22 protein-coding genes are annotated in these 19,323 nt (G+C 69.3%); 6 read left to right on the forward strand and 16 right to left on the reverse strand.

The window, feature by feature from the left end:
* Positions 1-3: 3 nt before the first annotated feature.
* From EYE42_RS03155 to ubiA, 3 genes are all read right to left on the reverse strand, one after another.
* Positions 4-333: a hypothetical protein gene (locus EYE42_RS03155; RefSeq protein ID WP_130989869.1), complete on the reverse strand. Its 330-nt coding sequence runs from the start codon at positions 331-333 to the stop codon at positions 4-6.
* A 15-nt stretch (positions 334-348) separates the two neighbouring features.
* Entirely contained in the window at positions 349-2,511 is a 2,163-nt protein-coding gene (locus EYE42_RS03160) for an OmpA family protein (RefSeq protein WP_130989870.1), read from the reverse strand.
* 63 nt (positions 2,512-2,574) lie between these two features.
* Positions 2,575-3,513: a 4-hydroxybenzoate octaprenyltransferase gene (gene ubiA, locus EYE42_RS03165; protein ID WP_246020565.1), complete on the reverse strand. Its 939-nt coding sequence runs from the start codon at positions 3,511-3,513 to the stop codon at positions 2,575-2,577.
* Positions 3,514-3,525: 12 nt separating this feature from the next.
* On the opposite strand from ubiA, the gene EYE42_RS03170 reads away from it, so the two are divergent.
* Both EYE42_RS03170 and EYE42_RS03175 read left to right on the forward strand, forming a co-directional pair.
* Positions 3,526-4,260 carry a 16S rRNA (uracil(1498)-N(3))-methyltransferase gene (locus EYE42_RS03170; RefSeq protein WP_170309489.1) on the forward strand — a complete coding sequence of 245 codons (735 nt, stop codon included), beginning with the start codon at positions 3,526-3,528 and terminating at the stop codon, positions 4,258-4,260.
* A 177-nt stretch (positions 4,261-4,437) separates the two neighbouring features.
* Positions 4,438-4,632 (forward strand): DUF1127 domain-containing protein, encoded by a 195-nt coding sequence (locus EYE42_RS03175; RefSeq protein WP_130989873.1) that lies wholly within the window; start codon positions 4,438-4,440, stop codon positions 4,630-4,632.
* A gap of 119 nt (positions 4,633-4,751) precedes the next feature.
* On the opposite strand, the gene EYE42_RS03180 is transcribed toward EYE42_RS03175, so the two are convergent.
* From EYE42_RS03180 to fsa, 6 genes are all read right to left on the reverse strand, one after another.
* A complete protein-coding gene (locus tag EYE42_RS03180; RefSeq protein ID WP_130989874.1) occupies positions 4,752-4,958 on the reverse strand; it encodes a cold-shock protein in 207 nt (68 codons plus the stop codon).
* A gap of 178 nt (positions 4,959-5,136) precedes the next feature.
* Entirely contained in the window at positions 5,137-6,009 is an 873-nt protein-coding gene (locus EYE42_RS03185) for a 50S ribosomal protein L11 methyltransferase (protein ID WP_130989875.1), read from the reverse strand.
* Positions 6,009-6,584, reverse strand: coding sequence for a peptide-methionine (S)-S-oxide reductase MsrA (gene msrA, locus EYE42_RS03190; protein ID WP_130989876.1), 576 nt, complete (start codon positions 6,582-6,584; stop codon positions 6,009-6,011). The genes EYE42_RS03185 and msrA overlap by 1 nt, the downstream gene beginning before the upstream one ends.
* A gap of 59 nt (positions 6,585-6,643) precedes the next feature.
* Positions 6,644-7,588 carry a tyrosine recombinase XerC gene (locus EYE42_RS03195; protein WP_130989877.1) on the reverse strand — a complete coding sequence of 315 codons (945 nt, stop codon included), beginning with the start codon at positions 7,586-7,588 and terminating at the stop codon, positions 6,644-6,646.
* Complete coding sequence (locus tag EYE42_RS03200; RefSeq protein ID WP_130989878.1) at positions 7,585-8,280, reverse strand: DUF484 family protein; 696 nt, start codon at positions 8,278-8,280, stop codon at positions 7,585-7,587. Before EYE42_RS03200 ends, EYE42_RS03195 begins: the two co-directional genes overlap by 4 nt.
* A 16-nt stretch (positions 8,281-8,296) precedes the next feature.
* Complete coding sequence (fsa, locus tag EYE42_RS03205) at positions 8,297-8,950, reverse strand: fructose-6-phosphate aldolase (protein ID WP_130989879.1); 654 nt, start codon at positions 8,948-8,950, stop codon at positions 8,297-8,299.
* Between the two features lie 103 nt (positions 8,951-9,053).
* On the opposite strand from fsa, the gene EYE42_RS03210 reads away from it, so the two are divergent.
* The 3 genes from EYE42_RS03210 (at position 9,054) to EYE42_RS03220 (ending at position 12,806) form a co-directional block, all read left to right on the forward strand.
* Entirely contained in the window at positions 9,054-11,255 is a 2,202-nt protein-coding gene (locus EYE42_RS03210) for a primosomal protein N' (RefSeq protein ID WP_130989880.1), read from the forward strand.
* A 621-nt stretch (positions 11,256-11,876) separates the two neighbouring features.
* Positions 11,877-12,065 (forward strand): CbtB domain-containing protein, encoded by a 189-nt coding sequence (locus EYE42_RS03215; protein WP_130989881.1) that lies wholly within the window; start codon positions 11,877-11,879, stop codon positions 12,063-12,065.
* A 3-nt stretch (positions 12,066-12,068) separates the two neighbouring features.
* Positions 12,069-12,806 (forward strand): CbtA family protein, encoded by a 738-nt coding sequence (locus EYE42_RS03220; protein ID WP_130989882.1) that lies wholly within the window; start codon positions 12,069-12,071, stop codon positions 12,804-12,806.
* Here EYE42_RS03220 and cobF read toward each other — a convergent pair.
* From cobF to cbiE, 5 genes are read right to left on the reverse strand one after another with little or no spacing between them, the layout of a single operon-like run.
* The gene (gene cobF / locus EYE42_RS03225) at positions 12,770-13,528 is read right to left on the reverse strand and encodes a precorrin-6A synthase (deacetylating) (RefSeq protein WP_130989883.1); all 759 of its coding nucleotides are present in this window, start codon (positions 13,526-13,528) and stop codon (positions 12,770-12,772) included. The genes EYE42_RS03220 and cobF overlap by 37 nt on opposite strands.
* Positions 13,521-14,837 (reverse strand): cobyrinic acid a,c-diamide synthase CobB, encoded by a 1,317-nt coding sequence (locus tag EYE42_RS03230; RefSeq protein WP_130989884.1) that lies wholly within the window; start codon positions 14,835-14,837, stop codon positions 13,521-13,523. The genes cobF and EYE42_RS03230 overlap by 8 nt, the downstream gene beginning before the upstream one ends.
* Complete coding sequence (cobM, locus tag EYE42_RS03235) at positions 14,834-15,616, reverse strand: precorrin-4 C(11)-methyltransferase (RefSeq protein ID WP_130989885.1); 783 nt, start codon at positions 15,614-15,616, stop codon at positions 14,834-14,836. The genes EYE42_RS03230 and cobM overlap by 4 nt, the downstream gene beginning before the upstream one ends.
* Positions 15,613-15,960 carry a cobalamin biosynthesis protein gene (locus EYE42_RS03240; protein WP_130989886.1) on the reverse strand — a complete coding sequence of 116 codons (348 nt, stop codon included), beginning with the start codon at positions 15,958-15,960 and terminating at the stop codon, positions 15,613-15,615. Before EYE42_RS03240 ends, cobM begins: the two co-directional genes overlap by 4 nt.
* Positions 15,951-17,126: a precorrin-6y C5,15-methyltransferase (decarboxylating) subunit CbiE gene (cbiE, locus tag EYE42_RS03245; protein WP_130989887.1), complete on the reverse strand. Its 1,176-nt coding sequence runs from the start codon at positions 17,124-17,126 to the stop codon at positions 15,951-15,953. The genes EYE42_RS03240 and cbiE overlap by 10 nt, the downstream gene beginning before the upstream one ends.
* Here cbiE and EYE42_RS03250 point away from each other — a divergent pair.
* A complete protein-coding gene (locus EYE42_RS03250) occupies positions 17,125-17,871 on the forward strand; it encodes a cobalt-precorrin-6A reductase (protein WP_130989888.1) in 747 nt (248 codons plus the stop codon). The genes cbiE and EYE42_RS03250 overlap by 2 nt on opposite strands.
* On the opposite strand, the gene cobJ is transcribed toward EYE42_RS03250, so the two are convergent.
* Entirely contained in the window at positions 17,847-18,581 is a 735-nt protein-coding gene (gene cobJ / locus EYE42_RS03255; RefSeq protein WP_130989889.1) for a precorrin-3B C(17)-methyltransferase, read from the reverse strand. The two genes, EYE42_RS03250 and cobJ, sit on opposite strands and share 25 nt — an antisense overlap.
* Entirely contained in the window at positions 18,578-19,321 is a 744-nt protein-coding gene (locus EYE42_RS03260; protein ID WP_130989890.1) for a precorrin-2 C(20)-methyltransferase, read from the reverse strand. Before EYE42_RS03260 ends, cobJ begins: the two co-directional genes overlap by 4 nt.
* Positions 19,322-19,323 lie beyond the last annotated feature (2 nt).

Here is a 19,323-nt window from a genome sequence, read left to right on the forward strand (position 1 = left end):
CCTTCACCGCCGCGCCAGCTTGCGTTCGATATAGTCGCGCAACTCCTCGATCTCGGCGCGGCTTTCGCGCAGGCCGTCCATGGCCGCGTCCAGTTCGGCCTGAACGGCGGCCAGCCGCGCGGTCAGGTCCGCCTCGGTCCGTTCCTGGGCGGCCTGCCCGGCGTCCCGGTCTTTCTCGGTCTGGCGCAGCAGGCGCATCAGCCGGTCCAGCTCGGCCGGGTCGGCCTGCGTGGCGCGGGTCAGGCGGCCGATCAGCCAGCTTGCGAACCAGCCCAGCAGAAAGGCGCCGAACAGCACAAGCGTCGTGGCGATGATGAACTGGGTGCGATCCATGCGGGTTCCGGCTGATCAGGGGGTCGGGTCGTCGGGCGGGCCAAGGTCGGGCGCGGCAAAGCCGTCCGGGCGGAACGCCGGACGCGGCGTGTCGGCGGTCGGGGTCTGGACCGGCAGCCTAAGGCTTTCCTCGCGCCCGTCCAGCGTTTCGAACACTTCGCTGGCGCCGACCACGGCGGGGGCGACCGGACCGGCCACGGGCTGCGGCATCGGCGGGCCAAAGTCCGCGCGGACCTGAGGGGCCGTATCGGCAGGCTGGACGGGGCCGATCATCCCGCCATCGGCAGCCGCCGCCGCACGGGGTTCGGCTGTCACGCCCGACAGCCTTGCCGGCGGGTCCAGAACCACCTCCCGCACGGGTCGGTCGGACAGCAGGCGGAACTCGATCCGGCGGTTTTCCTCGCGGCCCTCGTCAGTGTCGTTGCTGGCGATGGGCTGGCTTTCACCGTATCCGCGCGCCGTCATGTTGGCGGTGTCGATGCCCGCATCGGTCATGGCCGTGACCAGCGCCTGGGCCCGGCTGCGCGACAGATCGGCGTTGAATCCCTCGGACCCCTGCGAATCGGTATGGCCGCCTGCCTCGATGGAAAAATCGGCGCATTCCGCCATCACCCCCGCCAGCCGGTCCAGAGTGGGGCTGGGATCGCCCGCGATCTCGGCCCGCGACGGCTCGAAGCCGATCTCGGATTCCGACATGACGATGTTCAACTGCCGCACACATTCCGGCCCGTCGGGAAGGTTTAGGGACGGGTCCAGCCGACGGTCATAGCGAATCTCTGTGTCATAACGCAGGCCCGGACCCAGCCGCTCGGCCAGGCGGGCCGCCGCCGTTTCCGCCGCCGCCGGATCGCCCGAGATGCCGGACAGGCGGATCAGGTCGGGCGTCACCTCGACGCTGCCCGATTGCAACACATCCAGGGCTTCCAGTGCGCCGATCAGACGCAGCGTCCAGCCGCCGGGCACCGACGGGTCGTTGACAAGATCGCCCTCGACGCGGCCAAAGCGCGCCCGCGCCAGGCTGTCCAGGGTTTCGCGCATCCGGTCGTCGCTGACCGTGCCCGCGATGGTCAAGGCACCGGACGGCGACAGGGCGGCGGTGAACGCGGGCGCAGCCGGCGTCTGGGCCTGGGGTCCGCTGTCCAGCACCGCCTCCAGGGTGAAGGGCGGCGGCAGGCTGTTGCGCAGTTGGTCCACAGCGCGGTCGTAAGCCGCCCGGTCAGTGCCCGGCGGCGCGATCAGCCGCACCTCGGCATCCGACAGTGTCACCGTGCCGCCGCCAAGGGCCGCCACCGTCCTGATGGCCGCCGCAGCCGCATCGGCCCAGTCGGGCGAGGGGGCGCCCAGCCCCAGCGTGCAGGCGGGAACGGTCGGAACACCCGCTTCGGCTGCTGCGGCAACGATTCGGCTGCGGGCCGTTTCCGTATCGGCGGCGCAGGCATCCAGCCGCGCGCCTGCGGCATCGCGCGTAAAGCTCAGCACGAAAGGCGCGATGACCGGTCGCGGGGCGGAAATGTTGGCCACAAGCTCTACCCCGCCAGGCAGACCCCGGCGCAGCGCCGATTCCAGCCGGCCTTTTTCGTCGTCGCTGTCGGCAATGGCCGACACCGTGACCTGACCCGGCTGGATCGAGATCTTGGCCTGCGCGGCCAGCCGGGCGGCCTCCAGCCCGTATCGGACCGCCGCGTCCCAGCCTTGCGGAACCGGATGGTCGGCCGATTCCAGAAGGTCGGTGATCCGGGGTGCAGCGGTTTCGGCGCGCAGCAGGCGGATCAAAGCCTCGCGGTCGGTCGTTGCCGGAACAAGGCCGATCAGCGAGATGCCCTGGTCGTTGCGCAGCAGTTCCACCGAAAAGTCGGGCGGCGTCTGTTCTGCGGCCGACGCCAGGGCCATCCGGTCCACCAGCCGGGCCGGATCGACAACGCTGCCCGCCTGGGTCACGGCACGAAAGCGGTCAACCTCGGACGGGGCCGTGCCGGTCAGGCGGACCTGCAACCCGTCGGTGGTCACGCCCACCCAGTCCTGGCCGGCGGCCCGCAGGGTGTCCTCGACCTCCTGCCGGGTCTGGGTTTCCACCAGACGGGCAGCGGCTTCCGCACCCAGCCATGCCATCGCGCCCGCGCCCGACAGCACAAGAACCGATGCGATGCCCGCGGCAAGACGCCGGCGCGATGATGCCATGAACCAGGATCCCGGATCGTTTCAACAAGCCCGGGATCTAGACGCAGGGCTGCTTTTCCGCAATCAGGCCAGCCCGGCCAAGGCAAGAAACAGCGCAAGGATCAGCCCTGCATCCCGGTTGGACCGGAACAGACGCAGGCAGACAGCGCCTTGTTCAGGCTGGAAATTCCGCAACTGCCAGGCCAGATGGGCCGCAAATCCCGCCAGTCCCGCATAAGCCATCAAGAGATTGCGACCGGTCAGTGAGATGGCGATTCCCATCAAGACCACGGTCAGCACCGCAAAGCCCGCAAGGATGCGCGGGCTGTTTGCGCCGAACAGCCGCGCGGTGGATTTCACCCCGATCAGGGCGTCGTCCTCGACATCCTGATGGGCATAGATGGTATCATAAAAGATCGTCCAGGCAATGCCTGCCAGCCAGGCCACCACGGGGGCCGCGTCCAGACGACCCATATGCGCGGCATAGGCGAGCATCACCCCCCAGTTGAAGGCCAGGCCCAGAAACACCTGGGGCCACCAGGTGAACCGCTTGGCAAAGGGATAGATGGCCACCAGCGCCAGCGAGGCGACCCCCATCCCGATCGCCGCCGGGTCCAGCGTCAGCAGGATCAGGAACCCCACCAGGGATTGCGCCAGCAGCCAAAGATAGGCGCCTCGCAGCCTGACCTGGCCGGACGGCAGGGGGCGCGAACGGGTGCGCGCCACCTTGCCGTCGATGTCGCGGTCGGTGATGTCGTTCCAGGTGCAGCCCGCGCCTCGCATCACCAGCGCGCCGATGCCGCAGGCCACGGCGATCCACAGGTCCATCCAGCGGGGCCCGTCGGCCATCATCGCCAGCCCGATCCCCCACCAGCAGGGCAGCAGCAGAAGCCACGTCCCGATCGGCCGGTCCGCACGGGACAGGCGCAGCCAAGGTCTCCAGCCCCGGGGGGTCAGGGTGTCCACCCAGTTGCCACTGGGTGCATCGACAACGGCATCTGGCCTTTCGGTCCGGCTTTGCATAGCGTCAGGCCCATGGTGGCAAAGGTCCGGCTGTTCATAGATCACCCGTTGGCTGCGGGGCAACCGGTTCCGCTGGACGGGGCACAGTCCCATTATCTGTCGGGCGTGATGCGGCTGCCTGCGGGAACCCTGATCGAGGTCTTCAATGGCCGCGACGGCGCCTGGTCGGCGCGCATTGCAGCCGCAGCCAAGCGGGGCGGATCGCTGGACGTTCTGGCGCAGGTCGCCCCGCAGCGGAACCCGCCCGACCTGTGGCTGTGCTTTGCGCCCATCAAGAAGGCGCGGACCGATTTCATCGTCGAAAAGGCGACCGAGATGGGCGCCGCGCGCATCCTGCCGGTGCAGACCGACCACACCAATGCCGAACGCATCCGCCAGGACCGCCTGCAGGCCCATGCCATCGAGGCGGCAGAACAATGCCTCGGCACCTTCGTGCCCCCCGTTGGGGATCTGCTGCCGCTGGCACGCCTTCTGGACGGCTGGGACGCTTCGCGGCGCATTCTGTGGGCGGACGAGGCGATGGCAGGGCCGGCCGAAACACTGGCTGGCCTGCCGCACGGGCCTTGGGCCATTCTGATCGGTCCCGAGGGCGGATTTTCGGATGCCGAACGGGCGCGGCTGGCCTCGCTGCCCTTCGTGAGTCGCATCAGCCTGGGTCCGCGAATCCTGCGCGCCGACACGGCTGCCGTTGCGGCATTGGCGTTGTGGCAGGCATCGCTGGGGGACTGGGCCGGCAATCCGGGATAAGGACGACCCATCGGTGACCAAAGGCGACCTGCCGGCGGTGGCGCGGCGGCGGCATTCTGCATGCCGTGCATATCGGCCTTGTGCCAGCACCCGCTACTCTTGCCGGGATGCCCAATTTATATCTTGGAACATGAAGTTTTTGCCCGATGGTCGGGCACTTCTGGAACAGGTGATGTGATGTCGACGATCGAAGCGAACCGCGGCTTTGCTGCTGGGGGCGTTGGCAATGTCTTTGCGACTTTCTTTTCGGCCCTGTCCGGGTGGAACGATGTCCGCGTGACCCGTCGCGAACTGAGCCGCCTGTCGGATCGCGAACTGGACGATATCGGTCTGTGCCGCGGCGACATCGACCGGATCGCGCGCAGCCTCTGACGCGCGCCGCCAAGTCCCCGAATGAAAGAACCCCCAATGCGCAGGCAAAGGGGGTTTATTCTTGTGTGTCTTTCCGGACAGAAAACGGGCGCCGCAAGCGCCGCCCGTGATCCGAAAAATCAGGCGAGGGCGACGTTGGTTGCCGATTCGCGACCGTCGCGGCCTTTTTCGATGTCAAAGGTGATCGCCTGACCGTCCTTGATTTCGCGGATGCCAGCGCGTTCCAGCGCGGAAACGTGCAGGAACACGTCCTTGGAACTGCCCTGGGGGGCGACAAAGCCGTAGCCTTTGGTGGCGTTGAACCATTTCACGGTGCCGTTGGCCATCGTGATATCTCCTGTCTCAGTGTTTGATGCCATCCACGACATGCGATGGCCCGGCTTAGTGTCATCGAAGGAACATCTGAAGCCGAAAAGGAGACAGAAGATCGAAAGAAGCAGCTCAGCCCCCTTCTTCTAGCATATCGTATTCCCTGCCACAAGCGGGCCTTGATTGCTTCTCTTGTCAGCCGCAGCGGCTTAGGGTCAGGGCCGTCCATTCGGACAGGTCGTCGCGGGCGTCCAGCCGGAAGCCCGAGCCCTCATAGGCGGCGGTCACCTCGTCGGCCTGGGTGACCAGGATGCCCGACAGGATGACCCGGCCGCCCGGCAGGACATTGGCCGCCATTCCGGGCGCCAGATCGATAAGCGGCTGCTTGAGGATATTGGCCAGCACCAGATCGTAGGGCGCGTTCTCCTCGAGCAGGGGATGGTCAAAGCCCGCCGCCTCGATGCAGACCACCCGGCCGTTGAGGCCGTTGGCGATGACATTGGCGGCGGCGGTGTCCACGGCAACCGGGTCGATGTCGCCCGCCAGCACCGTGACCGGCCACAACCGGGCCGCGGCCATGGCCAGAACGGCGGTGCCGCATCCGATATCGACGATCCGGCGCGCCTCGTAACCCTCGGTGGCCAGACGATCCAGCGCCTCGAGGCAGCCCTTGGTGGTGTCGTGGTGCCCGGTGCCAAAGGCCATCGCAGCCTCGATGCACAGGGCCTCGACCCCCTCGGGGACGGTGTCGGCATCATGGCTGCCATGGACGTAGAACCGGCCCGCCCGCACGGGGGTCAGTTCGCGTTTCACATGCGTGACCCAGTCCACATCCGGCACCTGGGAAATGACAAAGGGGTTGGCCCCATAGGCGGCGGCCAGCAGGGCCAGGGCGATGTCGTCCGGTTTCTCGGTGAAATAGGCGCCTACCTCCCAGCGGCCGGACCCGTCCTCGATCTCGAAGATGCCGGTGCCGACGGGTTCGGGATCCAGATCCTCGCATGCCAGGGCCAGCGCCTCGGCAGGGGAACGGCCCCGGACATGGGTCAGCGCGGAATAGGTGGCCATCAGATCGGGTCCGGGTTGGGCAGGCTTGCCTCTACCCCCGTGCCCTTCAGGCCGCAATAACCCTCGGGGTTCTTGTGCAGGTATTGCTGATGTGCCTCGGGTGCCGGCCAGAACCGGCCGGCGTCCACGATCTGCGTGGTGATCTTGCCAAAGCCCGCCACCGCCAAGCGGTTGTCATAGTCGATCTTCGAGGCCTCGGCCGCGGCGCGCTGGCTGTCGTTCATGACCATGATCAGGCTGCGGTACTGGGTGCCCACATCGCTGCCCTGCCGGTCGCCCTGGGTGGGGTCGTGGTTTTCCCAGAACAGTTGCAGCAGGTGGTCATAGCTGATCTTGGAACTGTCAAAGACGACGCGCACGACCTCGGCGTGGCCGGTTGTCCCCGACTTGACCTGGTCGTAGGTCGGGTTGTCCACGGTGCCGCCGGCAAAGCCCGCCTCGGTCAGCCAGACGCCGTTCTGCTGCCAGAACAGCCGTTCGGCCCCCCAATAGCAGCCCATTCCGAAAATGGCCTGGTCCATGCCCTGCGGGACGGGCACATCCATCGGACGGTCAAAGATCGCATGTGTGGTCATGGTGGCATCCTTTTGATCCTGCAAGGGCAAACGCCGCAGGGCCGGGGGTGGTTCGACCCTCAGCCCCGCGGATGGGCGGCGTGATAGACGGCCATCAGATGCGCGTCGTCAACCCCGGTATAGACCTGCGTGGTGGACAGGCTTGCATGGCCCAGCAGCTCCTGGATGGTGCGCAGATCGCCGCCCGCGGCCAGCAGATGCGTGGCAAACGAATGGCGCAGCGCATGCGGCGTGGCCGTGGGCGGCAGGCCCAGGGCCGCACGGGCATTGCGCATCGTGGCCTCTGTGACCGAGGCCGACAGCCGCCCGCCCCGCACCCCGCGGAACAGCGGCTGACCGGGGGCCGGCTGCCAGGGACATTGCGCCAGATAGCCGGCCACCGCGTCGCGCGCCACCGGCAGAACGGGAACATGGCGCTGGCGTCCGCCCTTGCCGGTGATGGTCAGGCTGTCGCGGAACGGCCAATCCCCGCCATTCAAACCCAGTGCCTCGGAGATGCGCAGCCCGCAGCCCCACAACAGCGTCAGCACCGCCACGTCCCGCGCGGCGACCCAGGGCGTGTCATGGCCCGCCGCCACCATTTGCAGCGTGTCGCGCGCCTGGCCCGGCGTCAGCGGGCGGGGCAGGGACCGGGTGTATTTCGGACTGCGGGTGGACAGGGCGGCGGACAGGTCGTGCCCCTCGCGATCAGAAATCCAGCGCAGAAAGGACCGCACCGCCGATTGCCGCCGCGCCAGCGACCGCGCGCCAAGGCCCCGCGCCCGTTCGGCGGCGGCGAATGCACGCATGTCTGTCTGCCGCAGACCGGCCAGCGCCTTGGGGGTCGCCGCCTGCCCGTGATGGCCGCCCAGAAAGGCCAGGAATGCCAGCAGGTCGGCGCGATAGGCGGTGATCGTGTGATCGGATCGGTCGCGGGCCGCCGCCTCGACCTCCAGCCAGCGGGTCAGGGCATTGGCCATGGCGGGGGCCAGCGCCAGGAAAGCGGGTGCCCCGGTTGCGGTCATCCCCGCAGCCGCGACAGCAGCACCAGCCGGAACACCTGCGCCAGGAACCGCAGCAGATCGGTGCCGTGGGCCGGCATGAATCGCCCCTTGTCGGTGCTGCCCATCAGCAGCATGGCACGGGGACGTCGTGCGCCCAGGTCGATGGGCAGCAGCGCCTCGGAGGCCACAAGGCGGCCATGCATCACCTGCGTGATGGGCGAGGCCGGACGCAGCACGATGTCGTCGCCGCGCGGCGTGCGCCGGCCCGCCGCGACGATCCGGCCGATGGCGCCTTCGGGAACCATCACGGCCTCGGCAGGCAGGCGCGGGATCGCGGGATCGGCCTCGATTACCAGGCGCAGCGTCTCGATTCGCAGCAACGGGGCGATGTCGGCCTGCAGGCTGCCCACCAGATCGGCCAGGTCGGCCGACTCCAGCAGCCCGACCACCGCGCGATGCACCACCGCCGTGCCCGACTGATTGTCGAAGGCGGCGGCGATCACGCTTTCATGCTGCGATTCCAGCCGGTCCAGCCGGGTTTCCAGGGCCTCCATCGCGCGCCCGCGGATGTCGATCACGTTGTGGCCTGCCTCGGCCTCGCGCGCGGCGACAAGCGCCCGCATCAGGTCGCGGTCGGCCAGGATGACGCCGGGATCGGCCAGCAGCCTGTCGCGCGTTTCCGTATCCAGCCCCGCCTGCACATCCGCCGTCATGCCTGTCCCTTTTCGTTCAGCCGATCTTCTGACCGGTCTTGGCCCAGTCGGCAGTGAACTGTTCCAGGCCCTTGTCGGTCAAGACATGCTTGGCCATCGCCTTGATAACGGCGGGGGGTGCGGTAATCACGTCACTGCCGATCTTGGCGACCTCGACGATGTGGTTCACCGACCGGATGGACGCGGCCAGGATCTGTGTCTCGTAGCCGTAGTTGTCGTAAATCTCGCGGATGTCGGCGATCAGGTCCACGCCGTCCAAGTGGATGTCGTCCAGACGCCCGATGAAGGGGCTGATAAAGGTGGCGCCCGCCTTGGCGGCCAGGATCGCCTGGGCGGGCGAAAAGCACAGCGTCACGTTGACCATGTGGCCCGCGTCAGACAGCGCGCGGCAGGCCCTGAGCCCGTCCCAGGTCAGGGGCACCTTGACCGCGATGTTCTTGGCGATCCGGGCCAGATGCTTGCCTTCGCGGATCATGTCATCGGCCTTGTCGGCCACGACCTCGGCGGAAACCGGTCCGCTGACCATGCCGCAGATCTCGGCCGTGACGTCCTCGATGTTGCGGCCCGCCTTCAGGATCAGCGAGGGGTTGGTGGTCACCCCGTCGACCATGCCCAGTTCGTTCAGTTCGCGGATGGCGTCCACATCGGCGGTATCAAGAAAGAATTTCATGGTTCTGGTCCCCTTGCCCGGTGTCGCCGGGGTGATAGCGCAAAACCGTGACCGCCGGAAGGGCAGGGTTGCAACGGGGCCGTTGCGGGTCTTTATCGGGACCATGAAAACCCCGCCCGCCTTTTTCCCCACGGCGGCTCGCATCGCGGTGCTGACCGTCGAGCCGGTGGGACTCCTCGACTACCTCGCTCCCGACGGGGGCGTGGTGCGGGGCCAGCCGGTGCTGGTGCCGCTGGGGCCGCGCAAGGTGACGGGCGTCGTCTGGGACCGGGGCACTGGCGATTTCGACCTGGCCCGGCTGCGCCCCGTGGCCCGCGTGCTGGACGCCGAACCCTTTGACGGGGCCTTTCTGGAGTTCCTTGCCCGTGCGGCGGATTACACCCTGACACCCTTGTTCCTGATGCTGCGCATGGCGATGCGGGCACCCGACCTGGACCAGCCCCCTGCCGCGCGGCGCGTGATCGTGCCCGGCGGCAGCGCCCCCCCGCGCATGACCGAGGCGCGCGAACGGGTCATGCAGGTCGTGGCCGATCATGGCGGGGCCAGCCTTGCGCCGTCGGAACTGGCGCATCTGGCGGGTGTCGGGACCGGGGTGGTCAAGGGGCTGGTCGCCGCCGGAACCCTGGCCGAGATCCAGGCGCCGCGCGACCTGCCCTATCCCCCGCTCGACCCCCTGCGACCCGGCAAGCCGCTGGATGCCGACCAGCAGGCGGCGGCCGATGCCCTGCGCGGGGCGGTCCGGTCGGGTGCCTATGGCACCACCCTGCTGCGCGGCGTCACGGGATCGGGCAAGACCGAGGTCTATCTCGAGGCCGTGGCCGAATGTCTGGCGCGCGGGCGGCAGGCGCTGGTGCTGCTGCCCGAGATCGCCCTTTCCGCCGAATTCATCGACCGGGTCGAGGCGCGCTTTGGCGCCCGGCCCGGCGAATGGCACAGCGGCATCACCCGGTCCGAACGCCGCCGCCTGTGGCACATGGCGGGCCGGGGCGAGGTGGGGATGGTCGTGGGTGCCCGGTCGGCGCTGTTTTTGCCCTTTCGCAACTTGGGCCTGATCGTCGTCGATGAGGAACACGACAGCAGCTACAAACAGGAGGATGCCGTCTATTACAGCGCCCGCGACATGGCGGTGCTGCGCGCCTCGATCCTGGGGGCGCAGGTGGTGCTGGCCTCGGCCACCCCATCCCTGGAAAGCTGGGTGAACGCGGCCAGCGGAAAGTACCGCCGGCTGGACCTGCGCTCGCGTTATGGGGCTGCCGAACTGCCCGACATGGCGGCCATCGACCTGCGGGCCGAGGAGATGTCCTCGGGCCGCTGGATTTCGCCCACGCTGGCCGGCGCGGTGGAATCGCGGCTGGCCCGCGGCGAACAGTCGCTGCTGTTCCTAAACCGGCGCGGCTTTGCCCCGGTCACGGTCTGCCGGGCCTGCGGCGAACAGATCGGCTGCCATCACTGCGACGCGCGGATGGTGGAACACCGGTTCCAGAACCGCCTGGTCTGCCATCAATGCGGCGAAACCCGGCCCATTCCCACGGCTTGCTCGTCCTGTAAGGTCGAGGGAAAGCTGGCGCCCATCGGCCCCGGCGTCGAGCGCATCGCCGAGGAGGTCGCAGCCCGGTTCCCCGACGCCAAGGCCACCGTGCTGTCGTCCGACCTGTTCCAGTCCGCCCGCGCGCTCAAGGAAACCATCGCCGAGATCGCCACCGGCGACACGCAGATTATCATCGGCACGCAGATCGTGGCCAAGGGCCACAACTTTCCCCGCCTGTCCCTGGTCGGGGTGATCGACGCCGACCTGGGCCTGCAGGGGGCGGACCTGCGCGCGGCGGAGCGCAGCTTTCAGTTGATGCGGCAGGTCGCGGGCCGGGCCGGGCGCCAGGGGGGTGCCGCGCCGGGGGTGGCGCTGCTGCAAACCCACCAGCCCGACCATCCGGTGATCCGCGCGATCCTGTCGGGCGAGGACGAGGCGTTCTGGAACGCCGAGGCCGCCGGACGCCAGGCCAACGCGATGCCGCCCTTTGGACGGCTTGCGGGGATCATCCTGTCCCATCCCGACCTGGGCGTGGTCAGCGACTTTGCCTGCCATCTGGCCGCTCATGCCGGGCCGCTGGAACAGGCGGGCGCGCATCTGTGGGGACCGGCGCCCGCGCCCATCGCCCGCATCCGGGGCCGCCACCGGATGCGGATGCTGGTCCATGCCCCCCGCCAGGCCCCCGTGCAATCGGCCATCGCCGACTGGCTGGCTCCGCACAAGCCGCCCGCCAACCTGCGCCTGGCAGTGGACATCGACCCGCAGAGCTTTTTGTAGTATCAGGTCTGGCCGATTAAAACTCGGTATGACCAATCCTGAAATCGCTTGGCCGTCTCACAAAATCATCCGCAGTGCGCCATAAAGAGGTGACTAAGAAGGGTGTTCGAGGCGCGATTTTATCGGGGTCTGTGGGATAGCGCAGCGGATAGCCCTCCCCGCCATGCAAGTCTGCCAAGGCAAGCACATCATCGTGCCGATGGGAACGGGCCATGTCTGCCACAATGAGAGTGTTTCCATATGCATACCTTTCTCAAGGACTCGCATAGAGCGTCGTTCCACATCGACCTGATGGTGTGACGAGAATGTCCTTGGGTAGGCTGACGATCCCCGGTTGTCTTGGACAGCGGTTGGAGTCCTTGATAAATATGCGAGGCAGATCAATCTTTCGAAGATCGCTTACGGACACAGGCAACCTGTCCTTGCATACTGGCTGTGCGTAAAAGCACGGATCGGGTCGGTCCCCCTTTATGATGCCGGTCGTCGCTCATCTTTCGTGGGCTCGGTACAGGGATTTATCCCGGTGTCCGGACAGTCCCGCCAAGCCTTCTGCAGGCTTGTCTCGCCCGCGTAAACCTGCCAGTTTTGGGAACGCATGAGCAACGCTGGAAAGGACATCCCATGGCGGCACGGACGGCAGAAGCGGGTGCCTCGACGACAGTCTCGGCGGCACCGGCGAGGGTGGCCGGGGCGATCCTGGCCATGGCGGTCGGTCTGGCATTGGTTCTGCTGGCGGGCTTCGTGCAGGCGGATGCGCTGCATGATGCGGCCCATGACATGCGCCATGCGACCGGTTTCCCCTGCCACTGAGCGATGTTTTCCCGCATCCTGACCACTGCCGTTCTGGCGGGCGCCGGCGCCGGGCTGGTCGCGGCGCTTCTGCATCTGGTGTTTCTCCAGCCGGTCCTGTTGCAGGCCGAACTGTATGAAAGCGGCGCCCTGACGCGTCCCGGCGCGGATGGGTCCATTTCCGCGTTCCGGAACCTGCACGGGTTCCAGCCCCTGCGGGACGGGCTGACGGCGGTCTTTACCATGCTGCTTTATGGCGGATATGCGCTGGTTGCGGTGGCGCTGATGTCGCTGGCCAGTGCGCGGGGCGCCGTCATCGATGCGCGTCGCGGCATCCTGTGGGGCCTGGCAGGCTTTGTCGCCGCGCAGTTCGCCCCGGGCTTCAGCCTTGCGCCCGAGGTGCCGGGCGCTGCCGCCGCCGACCTGCCTGTCCGCCAGATCTGGTGGATGGGAACGGGGGCCGCGTCCGCCGTCGCCTTGTGGCTGATCGCCTTCGGTACGACCTGGATCGCCCGGGGGGCGGCGATCCTGCTGCTGCTGGCGCCCCACCTGATCGGCGCGCCCCGGCCCGAGGTGATGATCGGCCCCGCCCCGACCGAAGTCGGGGCCCTGTTCGCTGCGCGTGCGTTCGGCGTGGGCATGGCCGCCTGGGTCGTGCTGGGCAGCCTGGCGGGACATCTGTGGTCGCGCGAGGACGCGCGCGGCTGTCTTGCGCCGCAGGACGGTCACGCGACCCGCTGGCTGGTCCGACGCAGCAGATAGATGTCCATGATCCAGCCGTGCCGCCGCCGGGCAGCGGCACGCGCGGCGACGATGCGCGGGCCGGCTTGCGCCAAGGGGCCGTGCTCCAGGATCTGCGTGTCCATCCCCAGATAGGCGCCCCACCAGATCGTCAGCCCCTGGGGCGGCAGGCGGGCAAAGCTGGTCTCGCCATCCAGCATGACGACGCAGGTATCGCAGCCCGGGGGAAAGCCCCGCTCCCGCAGGCACCGTCCGGTGGTCACGACAAAGGGCGCGCCGACATCGTTCAGGGGAATGGCATGGGCCGCGCAAAGCGCCGCGATCGCGGTAATGCCGGGGATGACCCGCAGCCGGGGGGCGGGGACCAGCCGTGCCGCGATGCGAAGGCTGCTGTCATACAGCGACGGGTCGCCCCAGACCAGCAACGCCACCCGTTCCGCGTCAGGCGCTGACGCGGCGGCAACGGCCCAGGCGCCGGCGATGGCATCGTGCCAGTCCACCACCCCGGCATGATAGTCGGGGTTCGCCGTGTCGCGCCGGGGCAGGTCGAATTCGACCACACGGGTGGCGGGGTTGGTCAGCACGCCCGCCAGGATCTGCCGCCGCAGATCGGCCAGGTCGGCCTTGTCGGCCCCCTTGCGGGGCACAAGGATTAGGTCGGCCCCGTTGATCGCCCGCGCGCCCGCAAGGGTCAGATGATCGGGGTTGCCGGTGCCGATGCCGATCAGCGTCAGGTCACGCATCGCCGTCCTCGGCAATCAGATGGAAAAAGGTTCCGGTGACATGGCCCCGCCGCGATCCGGTTTCGGCCACGCTTGCCCCCTCGGCGTCGATGACATGGGCCAGGGGCGCATCGGGCTGTTCCAGGATGGTCGAATAATGGAATTCGTGCCCGCGCAGCGTCCGGCCCGCGCCGTGGCCCGGCATGGGTGCCAGCAGTTCGGCCCGGCGATAGCCCAGATGCAGCCGGCGGCGTTCATAGCTGGTCACAAGGCCCAGCAGCCCCGCCATGGGATGGGCATTGCCGTCCTTGTCCACCAGCGTCCGGCCCAGCACCATGTAGCCGCCGCATTCGCCGTGAACGGGCCGCAAGGCGGCATGGGCGCGCAGCCCGTCCAGAAACCGCGTGGCCGCGGCCAGCCGCCCGGCATGAAGTTCGGGATAGCCGCCGGGCAGCCAGACCAGATCGGCGGGCGGCGGCGGCTGGTCGTCCAGGGGGGAAAAGGGCAGGATCTCGGCCCCCGCGGCGTGCCAGCCATCCAGCAGATGCGGATAGGCAAACGAGAAGGCCGCGTCGCGCGCCAGCGCGATCCGCTGCGCGGGCGGGCGGGGCAGGGGACAGGGCGCAGCCTGCGGCAGTGTGCCCCGCGCAGCGGATCGCAGCCCTGCCAGATCGACATGATCGCGCAGAAAGACGGCATAGGCTGAAATGGCGGCCTCCAGGTCGGGATGCTCGGCCGCCTGGACCAGGCCCAAATGGCGTTCGGGCAGGCGCAAATCGCCCCGGCGCGGCAGGGCGCCCAGCACGGGAATGCCCGCCTGCTCCATCCCCAGCCGGACCAGCCGTTCGTGACGCGGGCTGGCGACACGGTTCAGGATCACACCTGCAAAGGGCAAGTCCGGCTGGAACCGCGAAAATCCCAGCGCGGTCGCCGCCGCCGATTGCGCCTGCCCGCCGACATCCAGCACCAGCACCACCGGCCATCCCGCCAGCCGCGCCAGTTCCGCAGTGCTGCCATGGCCTAGGACGCCAGGCCGTGCCACCCCGTCGTAAAGGCCCATCGAGCCTTCGGCCAGGATCAGGTCGGCGCCCGCCGCCCGGTCCAGCAGGGCGGCAATCAGGCCCGGACCCATGGCCCAACTGTCCAGGTTGAAGGATGCCCGTCCCGCCGCCGCGCGGTGAAAGGCCGGATCGATATAGTCCGGCCCGCTTTTGAAGGGCTGCACGGTCAGGCCGTCTTCGGACAGGGCGCGGGCCAGGCCCAGCATCACCGTGGTCTTGCCTGTCCCCGAGGCGGGGGCCGAGATCAGCAGTCCGGGGGGCAGCGTCATCGCGCGGACCCCGGAAAGCGCGGGTCGGGTCCGACCGGGCGAAAACGGCGGTCGTAATCGCCCGCATAGAGGCGGCTGTCCGCGAAATCGACGTTCCCCAGCGACCGGCCCACCAGGATCAGCGCGCCCCGGCGGCCCGCGCCGATGGCGGGGTCCAGCGTGCCCAGCGTGGCGCGCACCACCTGTTCGTCGGGCCAGCTTGCCCGGAACACCACCGCCACCGGGCAATCGGCACCGTAATGGGGCAACAGGTCGGCGGTCACCCGGTCCAGCACCTGCACCGACAGATGAATCGCCAGCACAGCGCCGGTGCGGGCAAAAGCGTCAAGCGTTTCCGCAGGAGGCATGGCCGAGGCCCGGCCCCCCGTGCGGGTCAGCACCACCGACTGCACGACGCCGGGCAGGGTCAGTTCCACCCCCAGGGTCGCGGCGGCGGCGGCAAAGGCAGGCACGCCGGGGGTGATGTCGTAGGGAATGCCCAGGGCGCGCAACCGGCGCACCTGTTCCCCCATGGCCGACCAGATCGACAGATCGCCCGAATGCAGCCGCGCCACGTCCAGCCCCTGCCGGTGCGCCTCGGCGATTTCGGTCACGATCTCGTCCAGCGACAGGGGTGCGGTGTTCACCATCCGGCAATCAGGGGGGCAATGGTCCAGCACGGCGGGGGGCACCAGGCTGCCTGCGTAAAGGCAGACGGGCGAGGCCGCGATCAGGTCGCGCCCGCGCAGCGTCAGCAGGTCGGGCGCGCCGGGTCCAGCGCCGATGAAGTGAACGGTCATGGGTGCGGTTCCCGATCGGGGGGTGTGGCCTCGGCCACGGCCCAGGTGACGCCCCCCTGAACCTGTCGAGGATGGGCGAGACTGCCCCCGCTGGCCACGATCGCCAGCGCCTCGGCCACCGAGCCGCAGCCGAAGCGGGCCATGATGCGCGGGGATCGGGTCGGCGTGGCGATGCCGCGGATCGCGGTTTCCGGCAGGGTCGTGACGGGCAGGTCGGCCAGCGCGGGATGGTCCGCGCGGGACTGCAGAACGGCCAGCGCATCGGCCGGTCCTGCCGCAGCCAGGGCCGCGCGCAGATCGTCGCGGGTGGCGGCCGATGATAGGCCCAGGCCGATCACGCGCATGGCGGCAGGCTCCATTGCACCACGGGCCGCGACGGCACCCAGCCGCGCATGGACCCCAAGGGCGCGGCGCGGGCGATGTCCAGCCGCAGCAATTCGCCCCCGTGGTGGCGGTGGAGGCCGGCCAGCAGCGCCTCGGTTTCCAGCGTCACGGCGTTCACGACCAACCGGGCGCTGCGCGGTAGGGCGGCGAACAGCGCCATGTCGAAGCCGCCGCCCACGAACACCGCCTGCGGCGCGGGCAGGCCAGGCAGCAGATCCAGCGCCGCGCCATGGTGCACCGTGATGCGATGATCCACCCCAAGGAATGCCCCATTGGCCCGGATTCTGGCCGCACGCTCGTCGTGGCGTTCGACGGCATGGGCCAGCCCGCCGGCCAGCGCCCATTCCACCGAAACCGACCCTGACCCCGCCCCCAGATCCCACAGAAGCTCGTTTCGGCGGGGGGCAAGGGCGGCCAGCGTCATGGCCCGGACGGGGGCCCTGGTGATCTGGCCGTCATGGGCAAACAGATCGTCGGGCAGGCCCGGCGTCCTGGGCAGGCTGTTCATGCCCCGAGCCTTTATCGCCACGGCCACGGGGGCGGTCACGTCGTTCAGGTCCAGATCCCCGGCCCTGCGTGCCCGGATACGTTCGCGCGGACCGCCCAGGGCCTCCATCACCCACAGGTCGCTGCTGCCCCATCCGGCATCGGTCAGCCACCGGGCCAGTGCGTCCGCCGCCGCGCCGTCGCGCAGGGTGCAGATGCCCTGCCATCCCGGCGCCAGATGCGGACGCAGCCGGTCGAAGGGCGCGGCGTGCAGGCCCAGGCAGGCCGTGTCCTCGACCCGCCAGCCCAGCCGCGCGGCGGCCAGCGAAAAGACCCCGGCCACCGGGATCGCGCGCCATTCCCCCGGTGTCAGCACGGCAGCCAGACTGCCGCCGGCGCCGAACCAGAACGGATCGCCCGAGGCCAGGGCCACCACCGGCTGCCCGCGCCGGGCCAGAACCGGTCCGATGTCGAAGGGCACAGGCCAGGGGCGACCCCGGTTGCCCGCCCCTATCAGCGCCAGATGGCGCGGTCCGCCAAAGATCGCCCTGGCCGATGCCAGCGCGGCGCGGCTTGCATCCGGCAGGCCGGACAGTCCATCCTCGCCCAGACCGACGATCGTCAGCCAGGGGTCAGACATGCCGCGCATCCTGTTGCTGGGCGGAACGCAGGATGCCCGCCGCCTGGCCGAGGCCCTGTCCCGCGCCCGCCTGGACGCGGTGTATTCGCTGGCCGGGCGCACCGCCGACCCCGCCGCCCTGCCGCTGCCGGTCCGGGTCGGGGGCTTTGGCGGGGCACAGGGGCTGGCCGAATGGCTGCGGGCCGGGGGCGTCCGGGCCGTGATCGACGCGACCCATCCCTTTGCCGCCCGCATCAGCGCCAATGCCGTGGCCGCCGCGCAGGCCACCGGCATCCCCCTGATCGCGCTGGAGCGTCCCCCCTGGCGGGCCGGGCCGGGCGACCGGTGGACGGTCGTGCCCGATCTGGACGGCGCCGTTGCGGCCCTGCCCGATCATCCCGCACGGGTGTTCCTGGCCATCGGGCGGCAGCATCTGGCGGGCTTCGCCGCCCGGCCGCAGCACCGCTATCTGTTGCGCCTGGTCGATCCGCCGGACGCGGACCTGCCCTTGCCGGGCGCCACGGCGATCGTGGACCGCGGCCCCTTCACGGTCCAGGACGATCTGGCGCTGATGCGGCGCGAGGGCGTGCAGATCGTGGTTGCCCGGAACGCCGGCGGCACCGGGGCCAGCGCCAAGATCGCGGCGGCGCGGCACCTGGGTCTGCCGGTGGTGATGATCGACCGGCCCGTTCTGCCCCCGCGACTGGCGGTGGACCGGGTGGACAAGGTGATGGACTGGCTTCATGGCATCGACCTGGGGGCATAGATCCAACGGCCGACCCGGCGTGTCTGGCTGTTGGCCAGGATGACCAGGGTGCGCATGTCCGCCATCTCGGGCCTGACCTGCGACAGGGGCAGGGTCAGGATCGCCTGATCGGGCGTGGAGACGGCGCGGGCCAGGATCATCAGCCGGTCGTCCCCGCAGCAGCCCCGAAACAGATCCAGCACACGGGCGAATCCGTCGGGCCGGGCGCGGGACCGGGGGTTGTAAAGGGCCAGCGCGAAATCGGCCCGCACCGCCAGCCGCAGCCGTTCCTCGATCACCGCCCAGGGCTTGAGGTTGTCCGACAGGTTGACCGCGCAGAAATCATGGCCCAGCGGGGCGCCTGCGGCGGCCGCGGCGGCCAGCATGGCGGTGATGCCGGGCAGCACCCGGATGTCCAGACCGTGCAGGTCTGGCCGGGTCTCCAGCGCCTCGAACACGGCGGCGGCCATGGCAAAGACCCCCGGATCGCCCGATGAGACGATCACCACCCGCTGTCCCGACGCGGCCAGATCCAGCGCGTGACGGGCGCGGTCCAGTTCCTGCCGGTTGTCGGTCGGATAGAGCGTCAGCCCCGGCCGGGGCGCGACGCGCGCGACATAGGGGCCATAGCCCAGAACGGCGGTGGCGTCGTCCAGCGCCGCCGTGACCTCGGGCGTGACCAGCGCCGCGGCGCCGGGGCCAAGGCCCGCGATGGCCAGCCAGCCGGTCATGATACGGACTCGGGCGCGGCCTTGGGACGGCGGCCATGGCCGTGAACCACGACAAGAGCGAAATAGGGGCAGTCGGCGCCCGTCGCCTCGGCCAGGGGGGTGATGCGCTGGCCGGGCATGGTGCCGCGTTCGATCAGCCAGGCCTGCGACAGGCGCCCGGCGCGGTCCAGGGCGCGGCGCACCTTGGGCAGGTTGCGGCCGATCTTCATGACAACCAGCGCATCGGCCGTTTCGGCATGGCGGGCGATGCCATCCTCGGGCAGGGTGCCGGTCAGCACGCACAGAACGTCGTCGCCCCAGGTGATCGGGCGGCCCGTTGCCGTCCAGCAGCCCGACATCCCCGAGATGCCGGGGATCACCTCGATGGATGCGCGGTGCTGCAGGCGGGCGTGCAGGTGCATGAACGAGCCGTAAAGGAACGGATCGCCCTCGCACAGGACCACGATATCGGTGCTGCGCGCCAGATCGGCCAGACGGTCGGCCCAGGTGTCATAGAAACCCGCCAGTTGCCGGACATAGTCCGGGCTGTCGAAGGGCAGTTCCGTGGTCAGCGGATATTCCATCGCCAGTTCCACGGCGTCCGCCCGCAACAGGCCCGCCGCAATGCGCCGCGCTTGTCCCTGACGGCCCGCCTTGCGGAAAAAGGCCACGTGGCTGGCCGACCGGATGGTGCGGTCGGCCTTGACGCTGATCAGGTCGGGGTCGCCGGGACCAAGCCCGGCGCAGATGATCCGGCCCACGC

The organism is Paracoccus subflavus (genome assembly GCF_004310345.1).
Taxonomy (GTDB): domain Bacteria; phylum Pseudomonadota; class Alphaproteobacteria; order Rhodobacterales; family Rhodobacteraceae; genus Paracoccus; species Paracoccus subflavus.